This is a genomic window from Mycobacterium sp. IS-1556 (assembly GCF_001499985.1).
GTDB lineage: Bacteria > Actinomycetota > Actinomycetes > Mycobacteriales > Mycobacteriaceae > Mycobacterium.
The window spans coordinates 69,902-91,719 of sequence record NZ_LQIM01000034.1 but is presented as its reverse complement, the minus strand read 5'-3'; the positions used below and the strand labels follow the sequence as shown (position 1 = coordinate 91,719).

At 66.4% G+C, this 21,818-nt stretch carries 22 protein-coding genes; 6 read left to right on the top strand and 16 right to left on the bottom strand.

Annotated features, from left to right (window positions below; translation table 11 throughout):
• Positions 1 to 20: 20 nt before the first annotated feature.
• From AU187_RS25140 to AU187_RS16875, 5 genes are all read right to left on the bottom strand, one after another.
• Positions 21 to 1,700, bottom strand: coding sequence for a helicase HerA domain-containing protein (locus tag AU187_RS25140; RefSeq protein WP_156442366.1), 1,680 nt, complete (start codon positions 1,698 to 1,700; stop codon positions 21 to 23).
• A 517-nt stretch (positions 1,701 to 2,217) separates the two neighbouring features.
• On the bottom strand, positions 2,218 to 2,766 hold the full coding sequence (locus AU187_RS25715; RefSeq protein WP_502687770.1) for a VldE C-terminal domain-containing protein: 549 nt from the start codon (positions 2,764 to 2,766) through the stop codon (positions 2,218 to 2,220).
• 367 nt (positions 2,767 to 3,133) lie between these two features.
• Entirely contained in the window at positions 3,134 to 4,873 is a 1,740-nt protein-coding gene (locus tag AU187_RS16885) for a DUF4407 domain-containing protein (RefSeq protein ID WP_059166963.1), read from the bottom strand.
• A gap of 181 nt (positions 4,874 to 5,054) precedes the next feature.
• On the bottom strand, positions 5,055 to 5,615 hold the full coding sequence (locus AU187_RS26000; RefSeq protein WP_286131999.1) for a DUF4333 domain-containing protein: 561 nt from the start codon (positions 5,613 to 5,615) through the stop codon (positions 5,055 to 5,057).
• A 22-nt stretch (positions 5,616 to 5,637) separates the two neighbouring features.
• Positions 5,638 to 7,035 carry a neutral zinc metallopeptidase gene (locus AU187_RS16875; RefSeq protein ID WP_059166961.1) on the bottom strand — a complete coding sequence of 466 codons (1,398 nt, stop codon included), beginning with the start codon at positions 7,033 to 7,035 and terminating at the stop codon, positions 5,638 to 5,640.
• A gap of 140 nt (positions 7,036 to 7,175) precedes the next feature.
• On the opposite strand from AU187_RS16875, the gene AU187_RS16870 reads away from it, so the two are divergent.
• From AU187_RS16870 to arr, 3 genes are all read left to right on the top strand, one after another.
• A complete protein-coding gene (locus tag AU187_RS16870; RefSeq protein WP_286131998.1) occupies positions 7,176 to 7,871 on the top strand; it encodes an N-acetylmuramoyl-L-alanine amidase in 696 nt (231 codons plus the stop codon).
• A gap of 3 nt (positions 7,872 to 7,874) precedes the next feature.
• Positions 7,875 to 8,618 carry a M15 family metallopeptidase gene (locus tag AU187_RS16865; RefSeq protein ID WP_082691836.1) on the top strand — a complete coding sequence of 248 codons (744 nt, stop codon included), beginning with the start codon at positions 7,875 to 7,877 and terminating at the stop codon, positions 8,616 to 8,618.
• 104 nt (positions 8,619 to 8,722) lie between these two features.
• Positions 8,723 to 9,151 (top strand): NAD(+)--rifampin ADP-ribosyltransferase, encoded by a 429-nt coding sequence (gene arr, locus AU187_RS16860; protein WP_059166960.1) that lies wholly within the window; start codon positions 8,723 to 8,725, stop codon positions 9,149 to 9,151.
• Positions 9,152 to 9,174: 23 nt separating this feature from the next.
• Here arr and AU187_RS16855 read toward each other — a convergent pair whose 3' ends face one another.
• Positions 9,175 to 9,348 carry a CsbD family protein gene (locus AU187_RS16855; RefSeq protein ID WP_059167130.1) on the bottom strand — a complete coding sequence of 58 codons (174 nt, stop codon included), beginning with the start codon at positions 9,346 to 9,348 and terminating at the stop codon, positions 9,175 to 9,177.
• Positions 9,349 to 9,554: 206 nt separating this feature from the next.
• On the opposite strand from AU187_RS16855, the gene AU187_RS16850 reads away from it, so the two are divergent.
• From AU187_RS16850 to AU187_RS16840, 3 genes are read left to right on the top strand one after another with little or no spacing between them, the layout of a single operon-like run.
• Positions 9,555 to 9,977 (top strand): lipoprotein LpqH, encoded by a 423-nt coding sequence (locus AU187_RS16850; RefSeq protein ID WP_082691835.1) that lies wholly within the window; start codon positions 9,555 to 9,557, stop codon positions 9,975 to 9,977.
• Positions 9,978 to 10,009: 32 nt separating this feature from the next.
• On the top strand, positions 10,010 to 12,301 hold the full coding sequence (locus AU187_RS16845; protein WP_059166959.1) for an alpha/beta hydrolase-fold protein: 2,292 nt from the start codon (positions 10,010 to 10,012) through the stop codon (positions 12,299 to 12,301).
• Between the two features lie 10 nt (positions 12,302 to 12,311).
• Positions 12,312 to 13,832 (top strand): MFS transporter, encoded by a 1,521-nt coding sequence (locus AU187_RS16840; protein WP_286131997.1) that lies wholly within the window; start codon positions 12,312 to 12,314, stop codon positions 13,830 to 13,832.
• Here AU187_RS16840 and AU187_RS16835 read toward each other — a convergent pair whose 3' ends face one another.
• The 10 genes from AU187_RS16835 to AU187_RS16790 form a co-directional block, all read right to left on the bottom strand.
• Positions 13,833 to 15,218, bottom strand: a complete 1,386-nt coding sequence (locus AU187_RS16835; RefSeq protein ID WP_059166958.1) for a WS/DGAT/MGAT family O-acyltransferase — start codon at positions 15,216 to 15,218, stop codon at positions 13,833 to 13,835. It abuts the gene before it with no gap.
• 57 nt (positions 15,219 to 15,275) lie between these two features.
• A complete protein-coding gene (locus tag AU187_RS16830) occupies positions 15,276 to 15,743 on the bottom strand; it encodes a cyclic nucleotide-binding domain-containing protein (RefSeq protein WP_059101234.1) in 468 nt (155 codons plus the stop codon).
• 108 nt (positions 15,744 to 15,851) lie between these two features.
• Entirely contained in the window at positions 15,852 to 17,414 is a 1,563-nt protein-coding gene (locus tag AU187_RS16825; protein ID WP_059167127.1) for a serine/threonine-protein kinase, read from the bottom strand.
• 138 nt (positions 17,415 to 17,552) lie between these two features.
• The gene (locus tag AU187_RS16820) at positions 17,553 to 18,098 is read right to left on the bottom strand and encodes a YceI family protein (RefSeq protein WP_059166957.1); all 546 of its coding nucleotides are present in this window, start codon (positions 18,096 to 18,098) and stop codon (positions 17,553 to 17,555) included.
• Positions 18,099 to 18,113: 15 nt separating this feature from the next.
• Positions 18,114 to 18,581: a hypothetical protein gene (locus tag AU187_RS16815; protein WP_059166956.1), complete on the bottom strand. Its 468-nt coding sequence runs from the start codon at positions 18,579 to 18,581 to the stop codon at positions 18,114 to 18,116.
• Positions 18,581 to 19,162, bottom strand: a complete 582-nt coding sequence (locus AU187_RS16810; RefSeq protein WP_059166955.1) for a hypothetical protein — start codon at positions 19,160 to 19,162, stop codon at positions 18,581 to 18,583. Before AU187_RS16810 ends, AU187_RS16815 begins: the two co-directional genes overlap by 1 nt.
• A 13-nt stretch (positions 19,163 to 19,175) precedes the next feature.
• Positions 19,176 to 19,565 carry a nitroreductase/quinone reductase family protein gene (locus tag AU187_RS16805; RefSeq protein WP_059166954.1) on the bottom strand — a complete coding sequence of 130 codons (390 nt, stop codon included), beginning with the start codon at positions 19,563 to 19,565 and terminating at the stop codon, positions 19,176 to 19,178.
• Complete coding sequence (locus AU187_RS16800) at positions 19,562 to 20,146, bottom strand: TetR/AcrR family transcriptional regulator (RefSeq protein ID WP_059166953.1); 585 nt, start codon at positions 20,144 to 20,146, stop codon at positions 19,562 to 19,564. Before AU187_RS16800 ends, AU187_RS16805 begins: the two co-directional genes overlap by 4 nt.
• Before the next feature lie 108 nt (positions 20,147 to 20,254).
• Positions 20,255 to 21,184: an NAD(P)/FAD-dependent oxidoreductase gene (locus AU187_RS16795; RefSeq protein ID WP_059166952.1), complete on the bottom strand. Its 930-nt coding sequence runs from the start codon at positions 21,182 to 21,184 to the stop codon at positions 20,255 to 20,257.
• Between the two features lie 25 nt (positions 21,185 to 21,209).
• Positions 21,210 to 21,815 carry a rhomboid-like protein gene (locus tag AU187_RS16790; protein WP_059166951.1) on the bottom strand — a complete coding sequence of 202 codons (606 nt, stop codon included), beginning with the start codon at positions 21,813 to 21,815 and terminating at the stop codon, positions 21,210 to 21,212.
• Positions 21,816 to 21,818: the final 3 nt, after the last annotated feature.

Genomic DNA, 21,818 nt, shown 5'->3' with positions numbered 1-21,818 from the left:
CGTGTGCGCCTCTTCAATGACTACCAGGATCTTTTGTGATGCCAGTCCACCTTGGCTAACTTCAGGAGTGTGCTTAGGTACATCTCCGTAATCCAAAGGGTAGCTTTAGTGTTCGAGATCTCATTCAGCTCGATTAAGGCCAGATGACTATCCTTTCCGACAAGAAAACCCCGAAGTCCCGCCTCGACTTCATTGCGAAGACGCAGGGCGAACCCGTGCAAAACCTTCTTTTCGTCACCGGCTCCGTATTTGCCAGTCTCGGCATCGAAAAGCTTTTCACCAAGATCCCGCGCCTGCTCCTCGGAGATTGTCAAATGCGTGGGGTTATGGTCTGCGAGTCTGGGCGCATATTGAGACGTCAGGTCGATGCAAATGACCTTCACATCGTTCTTGGCAGCGTGCTTCAGGAGATCGAAAGCGAGTTCGGTCTTGCCTGACCCCGTTGCGCCTAGGATTGCGGTATGAGATTCAAGCGCTCGGACAAAGTCGCCTCGAAGATCGAGTTTCGTCCCGGGGATATGGCCGAGAACGAAGTCGTTTTCGCACTTCGCATGAACCGCAAGACCCGGGTCCACGCCAAACACGGGCGCATTGATTTTCGGTATCCACTCCGCTCGATTGAAGACACCGTCGCAGTTCAGGACTCCGACTGGCACAGCAGTGGCGATTTGAGATCCGTAGTTTAACGTCCCGAAAGGCTCCTCCGCAGTTTCGCAGTCGATCACCTGGTAGTAAGCCCAATTTAGGCCGCTAGGAACCACAGTTAGCTGCCCCAAAACCAACTGAGCTGATGGGATCAGCTCGAACCGTAATTTTGTCGACCTTGAGCCCTCGCGAACAAGACCCAAAATGTTTGTGCCTTTGCCCCCCGAAACGCGTTTCGTAAACTCGCTTCTTGATGGTGCTCCAGAAATCGTGATCGCAGCGCGAACATCGCCGACATTTCCTGAGCAGTCAGGCGCGTCGTGGCCGAGGAGCACTGTCCCGAGTACGCCATCGGCTCGGTTCTCTGACATCAAGGGGACGCCCCAACGATGCGACCCGTCAGCGAGCGAAACCAGCACTGGACTCTCGCTTCCAGCCCATCGCGCTTCTGTTGTTAGAAGGACACGTGCAACATCGGGGCTGTCTACCCTCAAGAGCGTCCCGATCGTCTCGTCATCTGTCGGGTCTCGGCGAATTACCCGAGAGAGTAGCTCTGGAATTCCTAATGGCCAGAGCGCTAAATAGACACCCCAGAAAATTAGGAGCCAGGTCTCGAGCGGACCACGTTCTTTTATGAAAAACACTACGGCTGTAAGGAACACGATCGAGTACACGACTCGCGCCCTGCCGAGTGCCAAGCAGACCTGATACCCGATGCGCTGCAAGTTCATCAGCCACGGCGTCTTGACCCTTAGCCGAGATCCCGCTTGTAAAGTGATGGTTACCAGCGCCGCGGCAATTACGAACAGCAAGAACCCGGCCAAGATGGACCACGCCAAGCGTGGAGCTGTGGCGCGTAGAGGCAACACAGTTAATAACGCACTTAGCGCGTTTATAAAGGCATCGCCGGGTTTAGTGAAATAGCGCTCGGTTAACAGAGTCGCTAAAACGATCAGTAAAATCGAATTTTGAATTAGCAGAGCATCATTCGGATTCGAAGGTAATAGACTTCCAGTTGACCGCCACGAGATGAACCCCACCGCTGCGAGCGACAACAGAAGAATTATGGCGCGTACTCCTGGAGCTAGCGCTAGTTGAGAGTTCCTCGCACTTGTCACATCGACCCCCTTCGCCGGTCTAGAAACCCGTTTCGAACGCCGCGACCGATCGCCTTATCGAGAAGAAGTCATGCCGAAGCCCCAACCGAAAATTACACAGGAATCCACTGAGCGGCATGAGCCGCGCCGATTAGCTTCCGAACAACGTGCTGCGGATGCGCAGCGTGTACGAGCAATTGCCTGTCGTCCGACAACACTGTTGCTGGGGACTGCCACTAGAGCGACAAGTTCGGCGGGTACTTAGCATGCCCCGTGCCGGCTGGTTTCTGTCAGACGCGGCCTTTTCACGACCGCCGGCGGAGTCACCAGCCTTTTCTATCAACCGTTACGACGAACGTTCTTAGCTCTCGCCAAACAATCAGCGCTCAGGCCATGCCATCAACTACGCCGAGATCGACAGCGTCCGGAAGCTCTCGGCGAAGGGACCAAGGAGCCCACCGACTGAGCCCGCGGATCAGCGGAGGTAGGTCTGACCCTCCCGCGGGTATCCGCCGCCGTCCGTAGCGATGTGGACATGGTCGTAGTGGTTGGCGGTGTCCCCGCCGCGGTCCGCCATCATTCGTTTCGAGCCGTTCGGCTTGTAAATGGTCTGCCGCCAGATGACGTGGTTCAAATCGAACCGCTCCGCGTTCTGTAGGACGTACGCGAGAACGCTATCGCCGAGCGCTTTTCCGGCCGCCGACCGAGCGTTTGGGATCATCACGTCGATCGCCATCCCGTGCGGATGCCACTTCAAGGGATCCGAGCGCACCCCGCCGATATCGAGGATCTCTGGGAACCTCGCGCTCACCGCGCGGGCGGTCAGGATCGTTTTGACCTGCAGCCCCGTCTCTTTGGCAACGCCATGGGGCAATGTCTGCGGCAGCGCCGCAGGAACCGCTTTCAGCTCGATCGGCGGCGTAGCTACCGGCGGCGGGCCGGCCGGCTTCGACGCCGCGATGTCATCACAGCACCCGGCCTCACTAGTGACCTGCGGATAACTATCTGCGCCGACAACAAACAACGTCGCCGCAGATACGACCCCCACAACTAGGGCCAACGGCGACCGTCGCCGTGTTTTGGCTAATCCGTGTCTTCCCATCGGAGGCGGACCCTACCGACACGCCCGACCGCGTAGCAAAATGGCTGTCAGCTCGCTGACGCGGCAGTGACGCTCTAAACGCAGCCCGCCCTAGAGTATGAAACCGCAGTTCACACGGGTCGAAGCCGCTGGACTGGGATGCGTCCGCATGCGGCCCAGGGGCAGCCAACTGTGGCATACGTCAAAACCCAGCTAACTATGTGACGTCCGTCAAGTCGACGCGTGAGCCTGACAACGGCCACATCGCTGAGATGTGCTTGTAAGGGAGAGCACGGCACTTCCCCGCCGCCTATCGTCCGGGCGGAAGTTGCCGTGGTCCGCGGGGTCCACTCAGTTCATATGAGCCACCCCGCCTGAGTTCACCCTCAGCTTCACGCCCGGCCAATGACCCGTGCTGCACACGATCATCGAACCGGCCCTGACTGCGGTAGTCACGGTCCTCTTCCCCCGCCGGCCAGCATTCAGCTTCGGCGGAGGACCCCGACATATCGTCGCCTTCTTCGGATTGCAACGTCACCTTGCGGCTACGTCGAAGCGAGAAGTGAACCTCTTCCGTCTCCTCGAGTATCTGCCGTGCGCCCCGCAGCGGTCGCGTGGTGGTGTCGATCGCGCTGGCGATGATCGGCGGCACCAACGGGCGGAGCCACCGTGCGGCCGCCTTGGTGACGTCAGGGATCGCCGGGATCAGCGGCCGACCGGCCTCGCCGGACGGCACGAGAACGTGGCGCTCATCGCGCACCGGCAGATTCGGAATCTCGTCGAGAGCCACACGCTCGTCGGCAGCCACCTCATGTGCCACCGGCAACTCGAGACTCGCCGCTTCCGCCTCCGCGGCGATCGGCAGGTACACATCGTCGACGGCGGGCTCGGATAGGCGCTCCACCCGAGCCGCCGCCGGAGCCTCGATCGCCTCGATGACTCGACGGCGTTGTTGCTCACGGTCGATCTGGTTTTGCGCCTCGATGGCCAGCCGGGCACTGGTCAGCTGCTGTTCCGCCCACATGTTGTCGATCGCCGCACGCACCTCTGCCCGCTTCACCGCGATCGCGGTGTCGGCATCCAGCTCGGCGCGGTCCCGCTCGACGTCGGCGGCGATCCCGCGGTCCTGCGACGTCTCGCCACGCCACACACGAAGGATCAGCGGCAGCAAGCACAGCAGCACGAAGAACCCAATGACGAGCAACCGCAACGCCAGCGCGCCCATATCGGCCGACGTGTACTCGTTCATCGCCACCCACCGAGCGCCCAGCCCTCGATCCCCCTCCAACGCGGCGGACTCGCGCGCCTGCGTCAGCGCCTGCTCATCGGCGGCGACCTGAGCGTCCAGCGCAGGCGCCCGCACCTCCTGCTCGGCCAATGCGTCGTCCAACTGACGCTGGGCATCGGCAAGGAAGTCGTCCGCCGTCTGGGTTCCAGGACCCGAACCCGGCACGCCGGTGATGGAGGTCTGCGGGCAGTCGGGCCTCGGGTTGAATTCGCAGCGCGCCACCACCAGCGCCTCCTGGCGACGCAGCAGCGCCTGCTCGACGGCGTCGTCGAGCGCACCTCGAGCCGTGCGGCTGCGGTCCAGACCGGCAGCCGCCTGCGCCACCGCTGGTGAGGACTCGGCGCTGCGGGCGGTCTCCTCATCGAGCACACGATCGATCGACCCGGAGAACAACGCGACGGAGGCGAGTTCACCGACCACGATGCCGACGGCAACCGCGACGGCAGCGCGCCCCGCGAGATTGGGCCGACCACGTACCGCGCCCGATGCGATCGCACGGCTCACGGCGCCCACCAGCAATCCGACCGCGAGCGTCGCCGCGATGACGGCCACGATCGGCCAGGATGTCGACCCGGCTACCGCGGCGGCCGCGGCCGACCATGCCAACAGCGCGACAAGCAGCACCACCGCTCCCGCGATGACGAGAGTGGACCGCTCGTCGCGGCGGGCAAGCTCACGCCGCTCGGCACCGCCGAGCCAGACGAATACCGCGGAAATCGGCGAGACGGCAGCGTCGCTTTCAGTGATTCTGTGAGCGGACATGGAAACTCCAAACATCCCCAGACGTCTTCGGGCGTGACGGTGCGCCGACCAACACAACTTCATCGGTGTGGGCCAGGCGGATCCCCGCGCGAATTGCACCGTCACGCCGATGCGATTGCCTGAATCCTCTCACAGTCACCACCACTGCGCGCTATAGGCAACCCGCCAGGGATTCAGAGAGCTACCGCGGCCCGTCGACCTCATACGTGCCCGCGTCGTCACGGAAGACGACCGCGACCTGCCGCTGCACACCGTTGAGGCTGACCTGGCAGTTAAAACCCTTGCCCGCTTCGACTTTCGGGTTCTCACCGCCGTTGCACTCGACGGCCGTCACGTCGTTCGCACCGTAGCCGTAGATCGGGTCGCTCAGTATCTGCGCCACACCCGCCTCGGCCTGACGCACGTCGAGCACCTTGCCGTCGAAACCCCCGAACGCCCACACCGCGACCATCACAACCACTGCTATGACGGCCAGGGCAGCGAGTCCGCCCAACACCACCATTCCCCGCCCCGAACCGCGGGGAGCTACGGGCGCAGGTCTCGGCGGCGGCATCTGCGGGGCGTGCTGCGCTGGCGGAGCCAGCGGCGGCGTGTACTGCCTTGGTGGCGTTTGTCGCCACGGCTGCGGCGGCGGACCGACCGGCCGCGGTGGCGGGTATCCCTGCGGCCGTCTCGGCGGCGGCGCACCGCCGGGACGCGCCCACCACGGCTCCCCCGGGCCCTGTCGGGGCGGGCCGGTCACTGCTCACTCGCTTGGAACATGGCTACTCGAACCGCTCGAAGCACTCGTCGACCTCACTGGACAGGCCGAGCCGATACGCCAGGATGCGCGTGAACCCCGCCGGTGCGGGCCGCCCGTTGACATCACTCGCCACGACACCGTTGGTCAGCAAGCCCGCGACCGCCTCGTCGGTGTCACCCGCCGTCAAAACCAACTCCGACCCGCTTTCCTCCGTCATCCGGCCCTGCGCCACACCCGTCAGGCACGCCGTCCGCAACGCGGCGACCGGAGTATCGAGTCCAACGCCTCGCTCTTGCTGTACGGCCAGCGCGTACCGCGACGTCACCATCGAGATCGCGGTGTTGTCGCCTTGCACCAGAACCCGATCCTCTTCTTCGTTTTTCGGTTCTCCGGCCGCCTCCAGCGCAGGCATGTCGACGTGAATTGTGTTGTCCTCAGCGCAATATGCCGTCTTGTCTGCCGCGACTCCGCACCCGGCCGGATCGGTGGACAGTTCCGGCGCACTCGAGGGCTGGAAGATTCCGGTCAGCACGTCCATCAACGTCTGGATCGTCGCCTCATCGATCGTGCTGTCGAGCACCGGTTCGCCGTACTTGTCGAAAACCATGTGCTGCGGCAGGTCGCCCTGTCGCCTCACGATCTCGTCGACGTCGATCGCGGCGCACTGGTCGGCCCCTCCGCTGAACCCCATCTGGAACGCGCTGATCCGGTCGAGCGCGGAGCCGTGTGGATCGCCCGCCGCAGCGGGAGTCAGCGGGTCGCGCAGGTAGATGACGCCGGCGAGCACTCGGTTCAATCCCTCGCCCGTGCTCAACGTGAACCGCGGCGATTGCCCGGCGGCGACCGACCGCAGATAGACCCCGGCGAAGCAGTCCGCCTGCTGCTCGGCGACCAGAACCGGTGTGCCCTCGGCGATCAGGCCAGCCATCCGCTGCAGCGCGTGCCCGTACTCGTGGGCGATCACCCCGACAACGCCCATGTCGCCGAAGAACTCGGCCGCCACCGGTAGCGCCTGACCACGATCCCAGGCGATCAACTTGTCGCCGATGCAATAGAACGCGCCCGCCAACTCGTAAGTTTCGGATTGGCATATGACCGGGCTGTCGGCGTCGGTGGAGTCGTACGACACAAAGGTGTCGATCGGCGTGAAGTCGCCGGACAGATACTTGTCGAAGTTCTTCTCCCAGAATCCTTGAATGTCGTTGACCGCCAACAACGCCAGCTGGTCCATGGCACCGCCGTCGGTGTTCTCGACAGTGCCTACGGGTTGCGGCGCGTTCGGCCGCGGACCACTGGGACCGTCGCCGACGGGCAGGCCGCCGACGCGTTCGGGGTTGAACAGCATCGAGGTCGCGCGGCCGTCGAGCGTGGTCTGAGCGCAGCTCGTCAGGCATAGCGCGACACCAGCGATCGCGGCCATCAACCTGATTCGCACTCGAACCTCTCCATCGCCAGCGGCCGGCGGCTCTGCCGCTCAGGCACGAAGAATATGCGAAAAGCCGCTGCCGATGAATCCCTCGACGGCCGACGCCCAGTCCCGCTGGTCCGTATGGTGACCGCATGGACAGCCGCCTCGCGCTCAGCCGGCGCCGCCTCTTGAAGCTGGCCGGCCTGGCGGCCGCCGCCACCGCCTGCTCGGCGGGACCCACCGCGTCCGCGACCCCGTCCCACGCGGTGTTGTGCCGTGACGCATGGGGCGCCAATCCGCCCCGCCCGGGCGGCAGGCCCCACACCCCGGTCCGGATGACGATCCACCACACGGCGGTGACGCTCGGGGACAACGCCAACGCGCCTGCACGTCTCCGCCAGCATCAGCACTACCACCAGGACACCCACGGCTGGATCGACATCGCCTACCACCTCAGCGTCGACCGCAACGGCAACATCTACGAGTTACGAAAGCCCGAACTCGTCGGCGACACCGCGACGAACTACGACCCGACCGGCCACTTCCTCGTCGTCTGCGAAGGCAACTTCGACGAAGAACCGATCACCGAAGAACAACTCAACGGTGCTGCGCTCGCATTCGCCTGGGCCGCAGAACGATTCCGCATTCCAACCGATACATTGGCCGGCCACCGCGACGCCAGCCCCGAAACCTCATGCCCGGGCGCCAACCTCTACGCCCATGTCACCTCGGGCGACCTCGAGAACCGCATCGAACAGCTCCGTTCCGCCGGACCCGTCGACCTCCGCACGATCTGCGGGCCAGCGGCATCCGCAGCGGTTGCCGACATCGAAGCCGGTCTGCGATAGCGCATGCGACACCACTTTTCACGAGGTCACGCAGTCCGGAGATTGGCCGCCATCACCGCAGCCAGTGCGCTCCTCGTGCAATGCGCCGCCGAGCCACGACAGCCGGCACCCACCTCACCGCCGAGCACAACGACTCCGTCACCGGCCGCTGCCCCGCCGCCGTCACCGACCACCACATCACCAGCGCCCGCCCGGGTAATGACCGTCACCGCCGCCGAACTCGGTGAAAGTTGGCGCCCGGGTTGCCCTCTCGAGCCGGCGCAGCTGCGGCGAGTCGAGATCGACCACCTCGGAATGGACGGCCAGACTCATCGCGGAGAGCTGATCGTCCACGAAGACCTGGTCCCGGAGGTCATCGAAATCTTCGAGCAGCTGCGCCAAATCCGCTATCCCATCGAGAAGATGCGCACGCCCGACAAGTACCCGCGCGCCGACGACGAACTGTCCATGCGCGACAACAACACCTCGGCGTTCAACTGCCGCGACATCCCGGGAACCGGCAACTGGTCACTACACGCCTACGGCCGGGCCATCGACATCAATCCGCTTCTCAACCCGTACGTCGACAGCTCGGGCGACTTCCAACCGGCCAACGCCAGGCCCTACCTCGACCGCCACCGTGTCGACGCCGGACTGCTGCACGACGGCGATCCGGCGGTGCGGGTCTTCACCAGCCGCGGCTGGCGTTGGGGTGGTGACTGGCGAACTCCGAAGGACTATCAACACTTCGAGCGCGCCGGCCAATGAGCTTGTTCCCACTCTCACTGTACGACGGGAGGTGGGGCTTGCGGCAAGGCCCCCGGTGTGCTGCACAATCGTCCGGCCGCGACCGCAACAGATGGAGGAGCACCGTGCCGAGCACGCCAAAACCATTCGAAGTTCACGAGTCTGGCGCTTTCCTGCACGGCACCAAGGCCGACCTGTCGGTGGGCGATCTGCTGGTGCCCGGGCGTCCGTCGAACTTCGAGGAGGGACGTATCTCGAACCACGTATACGTGACCCAGACGTTGGATGCCGCCGTGTGGGGAGCGGAGTTCGCGGCAGGCGAGGGTCGGGGCCGCATCTACATCGTGGAACCACAAGGCCCAGTGGAGGACGACCCGAACGTCACCGACAAGAAGCTGCCCGGCAATCCGACACGCTCCTACCGCACCCGCGAGCCCGTGCGGATCGTCGGCGAGATCACGGACTGGGTGGGACATTCACCCGAACAGCTCCAAGCCATGCGCGACGGCCTGGCCGACCTTCAGCGCCGCGGCCTGGCCGTCATCTACGACTGAACCCACGCCTCGACGCGGGGTGATTATTTCTTGAACGCGTCCTTGATCTTCTCGCCGGCGTCCTTGAGGTTGGACTTCGCCTGATCGCCGCGGCCCTCGTCGCGGGCCTGCGGGTCGCCGGTGGCGTTCCCGAGTGCTTCCTTCGCCTTGCCGCCGAGGTTCTGCGCCTTGTTTTTGGCTTTGTCTGCTGCGCCCATCGCCTGCTCCTCCAGACTCGACGCCCGGTCCGACTGACCCGGCATACCTGGTCGCGGGATACCTCGACGAACCACTGCGGAAACCCCCGAAGCGGCGTTCAACTCGATCACTTTCGTGGCAATACGGCGCTAACGCAGCTGCCGGTCCTTGCTGTATGTGATGCTCCCTCCCGGGGAACCCGCGAAATCACGGCGGAGGTGACGGGGTGAAGTTCCGGTTGAGTGGTCTTGCACTGACGGCGACGGCCGTCGTATCCGGATGCGGCCTGACCGGTCCGGCGCCGACCGAAGTACCCGCCCAGTCCGGCCGAATCTCCATCGACGGCACCTCGCAGAACACGGAGTCCGTCGAGTGCACCCAGCACGCCTGGGACCTCATGATCGACGCCGCCGCCAAGCCCGGGCACGCGGAGGTCTTCCTGCACCTCGGCGGCGCCGAACCGGTCGTCCGGACCGTCAACATCCAGAACATCAACGACATCCACGGCGTCGCCGGCGGCGACACGGGTAAGGCCGAAGCCTCCATCGACGGCAACGTCTACACCATCACCGGCACGGTCGTCGGCTCCGACCGAGCCAATCCGAGCCAGAGCCGCCCCATGCCCTTCGAGGTCAAAGCGCCCTGCTGACCCAGCACCCGCAGCAGCACTACGTTGAGGCCATGTCCCTCATCGACCTGGCGCTGCTGCCCGTCCGCCTCGGGCTGCGCGCAGCGGACTCCGTGCTGAAGACCGTCACCCCAACTGCGCCGGCGACCCCAGAAGACCTCAAAGTCATCAACGGAATGCCCGAGGGGGTGCCGCAGGCCGCGCTGCGCCCCGAGCCGAAACTTCCGGTGCCACAAGGATGGCCGTTCGGCGTGGACTTCCCGCGCACCTGCGGCACCGGCCGCTACGCCGGCGGCGCCCTGTTCTGGACCGACTTCCTCTACGACGACCACGGCGCGACCGGCCTGCCCGTCGCCATCCCGACCGGCGGGCTGGTCCCCTCGCGCGGCACCTACGTCTATCCCGACGGGCCCGCCGCCCGCAACGGCGCCGACATCTTCCGCGTCGCGATCGGGCTCACCGATACCCACACTTGGTGGCGCGTCGACTGGAACACCCTGCTCGACCCGTCAATCCCCGTCGCGCTCTTCACTTTCGACACCGACCGCGCCGCGGCGCCCACCAACGAGTGGCCCGCCAACGCCGGCGTCACCTCCGCCGGCATCGACATGGCGCTGCTCATCTCCGGTCAGCAAGCCAGACTGATCGACCTCACCACGCAGGCGTCGACACCCGTGGCCCACCAGGTCGACATGCAGTCGCGGTCCTTCCTCGCCCAGGTGCCGCGCGCGCTCGTCGAACCGACAGGCACCTGGACCGTCCGCCTCGCCGCCGGGTTGGCGAACGACACCGGCGACGGGTTCGCCGACGTTCCCGTCACCCGCGGCGCACGGCTCGGCCAGCCGAACGTCTACAACGTCGCGTTCCGTACGCACCAGCAGGAGAAGGCGCACCTGAACTTCTGGTCCGATCAGGCCCAGGCTGCCGCGCTCACCGACGGCGACGTGACCGGGTTCTCGCTACCGGTCGCGTGGGACCAGCTCGCCGAGCGCCGCACCACCGACGAGCCGATCGTGCGCGGCACGTCCACCCGCTGGTACGTCTCGTCGATCGAACTGGGGCAGGGCGTCGCCGAGACGAACATCCTCGACACCGACCCGCAGTTCCTCGGCCGCGTGCAGCCCTATTCGGTGTGCCTGCCGTCGACCTATGCACCCGGCCGCACCCTGCCGTTGACGCTATTGCTGCACTCACTTGCGTTGGGCCAGAACCAGTTCGCCGCGATCGACCCGCGCCTGCTGCACCAGGTCTGCGAGGACCGCGACTCCGTGGTGGTGACGCCGCTGGCGCGCGGACCGTCGGGCTGGTACTTCGACGAAGCCGAGCTCGACGTGTGGGAGGTGTGGGCGCGGGCGGCCGAACAGCTCGGCACCGACCCGAACCGCACGGTGGTCTCCGGCTACTCGATGGGCGGCTACGGCGCCTACAAGCTGAGCCTGACGTATCCGGAGGTGTTCGCCCAGGCCGTCGTGCTGGCGGGGCCGCCCGTTTGCGGAGTGCGACTGCTGCCCAACGTCGACGTCCCCGGCGACCTCGACCTCAACTCGCACTGCGCCCGCGAGGGCGACACCTGGGAACTGCTGCCCAACGCGCGATGGCTGCCGTTCCTCATCGCCCACGGCGTACTGGACCAACTCGTGCCGATCACGTCGGTGCTGTCGCAGGTGCTCGAACTCGACCGGCTGGGCTACCGCTACCGGTTCACCGCCTACCCGTTCGAGGACCACGTCACCTGGGTGCTCGAGGACGAGTTCGACGATCCGATCTCGCACATGGGCACCGAGCTGCGCCAGAGCGACCCCGGGCACATCACCTACTCCTGGTATCCGGAGCTGGTGCGGCCCGATCTCGGCCTTGGGCCGCAGCGGGTTTGGTGGTTGTCGGAACTGGCGGCCGACCCGGACCTGGCGGGCAGGCGCGGCGCGGTCGCGTCCGTCGACGCGCGGTCGTATGCGCGCCCGGACCCGACCCGCACGATCCGGCGTCGCCGCGGCCTCGAACCCGACCTCGACCTGCCCCCCGGCCTGTACACCGAATTGCTGTGGCGCACAGGCGCTGCCGTCGACCCCCTGCCGTTCCTGACACTGAAGCTCACGGGCATCGCGGGGCTCACCGTGGACGTCGCCAGGGCCGGCCTCGCGTCGCTGGACACGTCGACCATCGACGTCTCGACCGACACTCCCGCGCGGGTCGAACTCGCCGCCCTGCCGCCGGAGGTGGCGGTGTTGCTGGACGGCGAGCCGACCGGTCCTCTCGTGCAGGTGCCCGCCGGGCGGCACACCATCGCGCTGACCACCGCGGCGGTGCCCTCCAAAGAGGTGATGGCGGCGCTGTTGCGGCGGTAGCATCCGGCGCGTGCCGGACGGTCCTCGCGTCGACGTCGAGCAGCGTCAAGTCTCCGGACTATCCGCTGTCATGACGGTGATCGCGATGGGACTGGGGTATGCGATCTCGATCGGCGACCCGACCGCCCTGTCGGCCAACCTGCAACTGGTGTCGACCGGGCTGGGAATCACCGGAACCACCGCGACGTTCGTCGCCAGCCTCGCGACCCTGACCATGGCCGCCGCGGTGCTCAGCGCCGGCGCGCTCGGCGATCTCTACGGCATGCGGCGGATGTACCTGCTCGGGTTGTCCGGTGCCACCGCGTTCAGCGTGCTCGCCGCCGCTGCGCCCGCGCCGGCAGTGCTGATCGTCGCCCGCGCCGGGGCCGGCGTGATGCTGGCGTTCCTGATCGGGCTCTCGCTGGCGATCACCAACGCGGTGTTCCCGCCCGGCCGGCGCGCCGCGGCGATCGCCGCCTACTTCGGCGTGGGCTACGCCGTCGCCACGCCGATGCCCGCGATCAGCGGCATGCTCGGCCATGCCATCGGTTGGCGCGCATGCTTTTTCGTGGTGCCGGTCATTGCGGTGCTGGGGTTGGTCATCACGTGGCGCTACGTACCCGACACCGTGCGCGGCACCCACCGGCTCGACGTGCTCGGAATGGCGCTGTTCGCCGTCGCGCTGATGGGCCTGATCTTCGGTATGTCGCGGATCGAGACGGGTATCAACGCAGTCGGACTGTCCGCTGTCGCGGTCGGGCTGCTGGCCGGTTGTGCGTTCGTCGCGCAGGAGTTGCGCACGCGCGAGCCCGCGTTGGACATGCGGGTCTTTCGGTCCGGCCGGTTCAACGCCGCCGTGACCGCCGGGGTGATGTTCAACGTCGTGCTCGGCGGTTCGATGGTGCTGATGTCGTTCTACCTCGTCACGATCCGCAAGGAATCGCACGAGTTGTTCGGCCTGCTGCTGATCCCCGCCACCGCGATGGCCGCCGTGGCCGCCACCTCCGCCGGCCCGGCCGCGAACCGGTTCGGCCCCCGCGCCGTGATGGTCAGCGGGCTGACGGTCATGCTCGGCGGCCTGCTGACGATGCGGTTCTTCGACCTGGACACGTCGCGGACGACGGTGTTCGCCGCGGCCGCGCTCATCGTGGTCGGCGGTGCACTGGTCACCACCCCACAAGCCATGATCATGATGGGCAGCGCGCCACCAGATCTCGGCGGCGCGGTCTCTGCGGTCAAGAGCGCGGTCAACGAGGGCGGGTATTCGCTCGGCCCAGCGCTTTTCGCGCTCGTCGGGATCAACCTGTTCCTCACTGACAGCGTCCACGATCTGCACCAGGCGGGGATCACGCGCGCCGAGACCCGCGAGGCGATGCTGACCGTGCACGGTGGCCACGGCGCCCACCTGGTCGACCCCGAGCAGGCGCGGCTGGTGGTCGATCAGGCGCCGCACAACGCGGTCGATGCGATTCACACGCTGAGCTTGATCATGGCGGTCGGGCCGATCGCGGCGATCGTCCTGGCGCTCTTCTTGATCAAGCCCGCCCGATGATCAGCAACAGTCCAGCAGTTCGGCCAACTCGATTTCGAAGCGATCGGCCAGGGTCGGTAAGTCGTTCACCAGTTTTCGGCACGAGATGATGCCGACGTTCAGCTTGCCGCTCAACGACATCACCGTGATGTTCAGTCCCGAACCGTGAAAGATCGGTCCCAGCGGATACAGCGATTTCATCTCGGCGCCCATCGCGTACAGCTTGGTGTCCGGTCCCGCCACGTTCGAGATGACCACGTTGTGGATCGGCGTGCGCTTCAGCGGGGTGTGCGACATCACCTCCATTGCCATCCCGAACAACGGCGGAGGCAGCGCCTGGGTCACGTCGGCCAGCAGCGTCGGCGCGATCGCTGAACTGTGTTCCTTTGCCCGCCAACTCGATTCGGCGATAGCGCGCAGCCGCTCGGCTGGATCGGCGATGTGGGACTGCAGGTTGCAGAACATGCCCGAAAGCTGGTTGCGGCCCGGCCGGTCGGACTTGTCGTGCACCGACGCCGGAACCACCGCAACCAGCGGCTTGTCGGGCAGCTCTTTGCGGTCGAGCAGGTATCCGCGCAGCGCACCGGCGCACAACGCCATCACCACGTCGTTGACCTTGACGCCGAACGCGTTCTTCACACGTTTGACGTCGGCCATCTCCAGCTGCGTCAGCGCGATGGTGCGGTCGGAGGTGATCTCGGCGTTGAACACCGTCGCCGGAGCTTTGAACGGCGCGGCCATGGCCGTGCCGCTGCGGGCGCGGGCAATCGTGCTGGCGATCGTCGACATCGTCGCGGGCACCGCTCTCGCCAGTTGCAACGGCCGCGTGAGCGACCGCACCAAACCCCCGGCGGCGATCCCCAACCGCGTCGCGCCGCCGGGACCGGGCACGGAACCCGGTGGCGGGGCGTCGGGTTCGACGTCGCACAGCTTGCTGATCAGATTCGCTGCTGAGACGCCATCCACCGCGGCGTGATGCACCTTGGTCATCAGCGCGACGTCGCCGGTCTCATGTGGATCGGTTTCGGCGATGCCCTCGATCACCCACATCTCCCACAGCGGCTTGCTGCGGTCCAGCGGAGTCGATGCGATGCGCCCGCACACCTCGGTCAGTTCGGTGTGTCCGCCCGGTGCGGGCAGTGCGATGCGATGCAGGTGGTAGGACAGGTCCACGTCGTCGTCTTCCACCCACACCGGATGATCCAGATTCAGCTGGCTGTTGGCGAGCTTTGCCCGGAACTCCGGCAACGCCCGCAGCCGCGATGCCAGGTACTCGCGGACTCGTTCGAAGCGGTAGCCGCCGGGGATCGTCGATGTGTCAAGGCAGGCAATCGAACACACATTCAGCGGCACGCTGGGCGACTCGCTGTACAGCAGGCTGGCATCGAACGCGCTGAGCCGTTCCATTCCCCCCACGTACCCGAGTTGACACGCGCGTAAAACCTCGGCGCGTGACGGTACAGGTCAGCCTGGTTCGGCGCTGTCGGCCTTCGGGGCGTGGCGGGCAACCGTCGCGTCCATGGCCTCGCGCAGCGCGGGTATCTCGGCGATCAGGCGGTTCAGGTCGTCCCGCTCGATGTGCAGCACCTCAGCGCGCCCGGTCGTCGTCACGGTCGCGTTGCGCAGAGCGCCGCGCCGCAGCACCGATTCGCCGATCACCTCACCCGGACCGACGACGGCGATCCGGTCGTGGCCGACGTAGACCCCGACTTCTCCGCTGAGCAGGATGTAGCAGGCGTCCGACGGGGTCTGCTCGCGGATCAGCGGCCACGGCCCCGACGTCGACGTGCGATGCGCGGCTTCGACGAGACGCCTGAGGTCGCTGTCAGAGAATTTCGCGAACGTGTCGAATTCCCGTAGTCGGCGGGCGTCGAGTTGAATCTCCTGCGCGCGGGCCTCTTCGCTGGCCCGGGCGTACCTGCGGTTGTCCATAGTGGTCCCCGATCCGAGACGTGTCTCTCGCCGAACGGTAGCCGACCAGCGCCGGTTCGGGTGCGCAAACGGTCGCCGAAGCGATAGTTAGCGCGCCGAAATAGCCGGTTAGCGGTCCGCCGAGCCGTACTCCAACGCCGGCTCCGCCGAGTCCACCGTCCCGTTGCTCGAGATCGTGAGCATGCCGGGTTGCACGTCGTAGCGCGCGCCGTCGGCCGGGTTGGTGGCGACGAACCCGGCGCCCGCCGGTTGCACGTTGTCGAGTCGTACGTTGGCGCCGTCGCGCAGCCGCTCGCCGAGGTAGTAGTAGTCGCCCGGCGCCGTCTCGCAGATCACCGCCAGCGACTGCGCGGTCCTGATCGCCGCCGCCGGCGTGCTGCCCGCGTCGCAGCGCGCGGTGTGCCCGATGAAGCCCTGCGAGTCAGTGCCCGAGACCCCCGCGATGGGCGGTCCGCTGGTGGTCGGCGTGGTCGACGGCGCCGTGGTCGTCGTCGTCGTAGTGGTGGTCGACGGCGTGGTGGTTTCGGCCGACGGCTCGGTGGGTTCCGTCGTCGTCGTAGGCGGCACCGCCAGCGACGTCTGCGGCGCCGATCCGCTCCCGTTATCGCCGAACGCCAGCACGAGCGCGAGCACCACCGCCGCGGTGAACAGCACGATCGTCGTCACCACCAACCCGACCTGCGCAGGGCCGAACCGCGGCTTGCGTTTCGGCGCAGGTGGCGGCAACGGCGCGTACGCCGGCTGATAGCCGGTGCGCGCCGGATTCGGGTCGACGGCCGAGAACTGCCGCGTCGACGGCGCCGGTGGCGGTGGCGGTGGCGGCGCCGCGACCGGTGCATTCGCCGCCGCAGCGGCGGCCTTGGCCAGCTCACCGGCCGTCGCGAACCGGTCCGCCGGCTTCTTCGCCATGCCGCGCGCGACGACGTCGTCGAACTCCCGGCTGATGCCTCTGCGCATGATGCTCGGCCGCGGCGCCGGCGAGAACAAGTGAGCGCCCATGATTTCGCGCAGGTCACCGGAGTCGAACGGTGCACGACCGGTCAGGCATTCGTAGAGCAGGCAGGTGAGCGAATAGATGTCGGAGGCCGGCCCGCCGCGCTCGCCGCTGATGCGTTCCGGCGCCATGTAGGCACACGAGCCGATCACCAGCCCGGTTTTGGTCACCGCCGCTTCGCCACCGCCGTGGGCGATGCCGAAGTCGACGAGGTACGCGAAGTCGTCGGCGGTGAGCAGCACGTTCTCCGGCTTGATGTCGCGGTGCACGAGACCGTTGGCGTGCGCGTCGTCCAGCGCCGCCGCCACCTGAGCGATGATCGACACGACCCGGGTGGCGGGCAGTGCCCCGTCGGTGCGCAGCAGCTCCTTGAGGCTCGCGCCCTCGACCAGGCGCATGTCGATGTAGAGCGTTCCGTCGATGTCGCCGAAGTCGTGCACGGGGATGACGTGCGGTTCCTGCAACCGCGCGGCAACGCGCGACTCGCGTCGGAAACGTTCCTGAAAATTGGGGTCGGCGGCCATATCCGGACGTAGCAGCTTGATCGCCACCGTCCGTTCCTTTGCGGTGTCGTAGGCGCGGTAGACCTCACCCATGCCACCGACGCCGATCAGGGACTTCAGCTCATACGGCCCGAATCGCGTACCCAGTCGGGAGCCGCCCTTCGGGGAGCTCAACATGCAATCCTTCCTCTTCTCGCCGCCAGCGCAGCAGTCAATGGTGTTCCCGCAACGCGCTGTTACATAACCCGCTCCCCGCAGCAGGTATACGTCGACTCCGATGTCGCAGCAGCACAGGCGATTTCCTGGACCAGGTTACCGCTTGTTTCGTTTCGCGCTGAACGACACCGTCACCGCATCCGCGACCTTCATCGAGCCCATCAGCATCGAATACGGCTTGACGCCGAAGTCCGAATGCCGCACGTCGGCGTCACATGAGATACGCCACACATCATCGAGTTCACTCACCACCACGTCGACGACCTGGTTTCGATCCCGCCCGTGAATCTGCAATGTCCCGGTGAGACGGTATCCGTCGCCGGTCTTGTCGATGCCACTCGTTTCGAATGTGATCCGTGGAAACCGCTTCGCATTCAGCACTTTCAACGCATTCGTCCGCGCGAGCGCCTTCTCCGGACCGGTCAACGGCGTCACGCCGCCCTCGCCGCTGAGCACCTCCAGCGAATCCACGTCGACCGTCAGCGTCACCTCGGTCGGGTCGCCGTCCGCCCATGCGACCGTCGCGTGCCAGCTGTTCATCGCAATCGTGAGGCGGTGGCCCATCTTCGCGGCGCGGCCCTCGACGCCGGTGCGGACTTCGAGGCGGCCGTCGGATCGATCCAGCTTCCACGTCTGCGGCATGCGTCCATTGTGGGCTCAGGCCGTTGCCATCGCTGCGGTGATCAATGCGAACGCCGCGACGTGACAGCAACCGCTGACGATCCCCCACGTACCGAAGCGGGACAACAACATCAGGACAAGACGCTGATCCTCGTCGGGCGTGGCAAAGAGCTTCTTCATCGCCGGGTAGGCGCCGGCCGTTCCGACGAACCCGCCGACGGTGGCCGCCAGCGACGCCGCGAGCAGGCCCACCACGGTTGGGCTCTCACCGCGCAGGATCGCCCAGACCAACGCGACGATGGTGAGGATCAGGCCGAGCCCGGTGACGACGCCGTACACCTTGACGCCCCACGCCCCGTACATCGCACGGAGCGCACCCGCGTAGGACCGCCAGCCCAGCCGCGATTGCGCCGGCATCGTCAGCAACAGGATGCCGGTGATCATCCCCGCGCCCGAACCGCGAAGGAAAACGGTGCCGGCGAGCAACAGCATGAACCCGTCCATCAGGCGTGAGTCCTGTTCTCGGCCTTCATCGCATTGGTCTCGCGTCGCAGCCGAAGGTACGTGTACCAACCGAGAACGGCGGGGATCACGGCGGTCCAGGCTCCACCGACGTAGTGCCACGTCCCGTCGGCGAGGAACGGCGCGATGAAGTGGGTGGGTTCCATGAACATCATGCCGAACAGGAACACGCACGCGAGGTAGTAGCCGACGCTCCACCGTTTGAGCATCACCACGGCGGCCGCGAGCCACACGATGGGAGAGACGAATGCGGCGTGGGACAGCAGTGTGTTGAGGTCGAGATCGACCACCGGGTCGAGGACGCTCGGAAAGCCGAGGACGAACGCGCGGTATTCCTCGTAGACATGAGCGATGAACGCGATGACCGTCAGCAGATAGGGAACGATGACCGTGGTGGGGTCGAGTTCTGCTGTCGCAGGGGCGAACCGCCACAACACCAGTCCGCCGACCAGCAGCACCGCTGCAGACGCCATGACCTTCGGCGCGAAGATGAACTCCGCCAGCAGGTAGAGCGCGGCGACGACGATGACGCTACCGATGACGGGCCAGTTGTTCTTCACCATGTTCGGCTGCCGATCAGTCGGAAGTGCGGAGCAGACGGAATTCGTTGCGGCGAAGAAGCCGCAGGACCAGTACTGCCGGGAAACCGAAGGCGCGGCGTCCGGCATCGGCGGGATAGCGGTCGATCCCGGTGACGGTGTGGGTGGCGCCGCCGACCACGAGTTCGCAGCCGCCGGCGGCGACGATGTTGCGGTACCAGTTCACGTTCTCGCCGTATGTGAGCTCGGCGACGAAGCCGCCCGGTGCCGCCGCCACGATGATCGGCGTTTCGTAGACGCGCCCCGATTTCCGGCCGACATGCCGGACGAGGCAGAACGGCCCGTGTCCGGACCGGGCGAGCTTGGCGGTCAAGCGGTTGAGGGTGTTCTTCAGCAGCCACAGCCAGCTGTTTCGTAGTTTCGTCATGATTCCGTCCGGATTCCGCTGAGGATGGTGTTCACGAAGCCGTCGATCCACGGCTTGACCGGCTGACGGGTGACTCCGAGGACGAGGATCGCGCTGATGAGCAAGCGCAAAGTCACCCGCGGATCGTGCTCGCGGAGTTCGCCTGCAGCGATCCGCTCATCGATATAGCGCGCGAGGTCCCCGAGCACGTGTTCCTGCATCTCGGCAACGCCGGCGGAGATCGCCGACTCGGGTGCCAGCATCTCCCGAAACAGCGTCCGCACGACATCGCCGCGCTCTTCGAGCACGGTGGCCAGTCGTAGGCAGAACGCCCGCAGCCCCTCGTCCGCCGGCCGACCCGAAAGGTCGCCCATGACGCCGGCCAGCGCGTCGCGTGGGCTGGCGGCCTCGATCGCCGCGCGGATCAGTCCGTCCTTGCTGCCGAAGTAGTGGTAGAGCAGTCCGGGCGCGACCCCCGCACGGGCGGCGACCTCACCCATCGTCACCCGCTCGATCCCGCGTTCCACGAACAGGCCGAGGGTGACCTCGACCAGTTGCGCCTTCCGGACATCCGCCTGCTCGCGGCGGGAAAGCGGGGTCACTCTTGCCGCCGCCCTGTCCCAGCCATGTAGCCATCATCTCATTGACTGAATGTTCAGTCAATGAGATGCGACGCGGTATGCAGGTTGTTAGCGCAGCGACGGCAGTACTCAGGTCGGCGGGTAGGGCAGGCCGAACTCGTCGGCCAGCAGGCTCTGCACGACGATCATCGCCGCCTTCGAGCCCGCGGCGATCGCGCCCGCGACATAGGGCTGTTCGCTGCAGACGTCACCCGCGGCGAACACGCCGCCGGTCACCGTGCGGTGGATCTCGTCGATGTTGATGGTGTCGGCGGCCAGCGGGCCGGGTGTGCACTCCGCGCCCAACTGCTGAGCCAGCGGCGAGCGTTGCCGCAGCGGCGCCTCGACCAACAGGCCGTCGCGGGCCAGGCGGTCACCGTCGGCGAACGCGATCGCGGTCAGTTGGCCGTTGTCGCTGTGTAATTCGACGACGCGACGGTCGTCGATGGTGATGTTCGCCGATTGCAGCACGTTGATGTCGGCGGGTGACAGGTCGGTGCGGCCGTCGGTCAGCAGCACGACGTCGTCGCTCCAGCCGCGCAGCATCAGCGCCGAGTGCATGGCCTCCTCGCCGGCGGCCATGGTGGCGAGCCGCTTGTCGCGCATCTCCCAGCCGTGGCAGAACGGGCACTGGAACACCGAGGTGCCCCACAGTTCGGCGAGGCCGGGCAGGTCCGGCGGGCAGTACTGCATGCCGGTGGTGAGCAGGACACGTTTGGTGAGGATGGGGTCGCCGTCGTCCGGTTCGAGGACGAATCCGCTGTCGACGGGGCGGCCGCTGCGCACCGTGCCGTGCCGGTACTCCACGCTGGGGTAGGACGCCAGCTCGCGGCGCCCGGCGGCGTAGAGCTCGGCCGGTGGCCGCTGGTCATAGCCGAGAAGGCCGCCGATGACGCTCGACACGCGGTTGCTCTGCTCGTCGGCGTCGATCACGACCGTGCGCCGTCGCGCCCGGCCCAGGACGAGGGCGGCGCTCAGCCCGGCGGCTCCGGCACCGACGACGGCGCATTCCCATTGCATGGCGACATGTTTCCCGGGGTGGCGGCTATGAAACGTTCGGATACGGCTTGGACTCGCGATCCGGGGCCAGACCGACGGTTGCCAGCCCGACGACGAACGCGGTCAGGTGCCCGACTTCGGTGAAGGTCGGCCGCGCGGCGGCGTTACCCGTCAGCGCCAGCACCGCCGCGGCCTGGGCACGCGATCGCCACGGCCTTCGGATGTAGCCCGACAGTGCGCCGGCCACGCCGAGGACGAAGTAGCTCACCCCGACGTCGCGGGCGTTCTCCAGTCGCTGCGGCGCGCGGCCCTTGCCTATCAGTAGCCGCAGGTAGCTCTGGCCGACGTAGGTGCCGACGACGTGTGCGGTTATCCCCACGAGAAGCCAACGCCACCAACGCAATCGGTGCTCTGCGGGTGCGACCACGCCGACGAACACCGGCACGTACGGCCACCACCGGTGGTCGTCGAGCCAGAACAGGCTGGTGGTGAGCACGCGCGACGGTTCGGTGCGCAGCCGACGCAGGTTTGTGGAGTTTCTGCGTTGGATCCGCCGCGAGCCTCGATGCCCGGCCGAGCGCTGCACGCGGCTGGTGACGAGCAGGACGACCAACCACGCGAACGTGAGCGGCGCGCCGCGGATGAGCTGCACAAG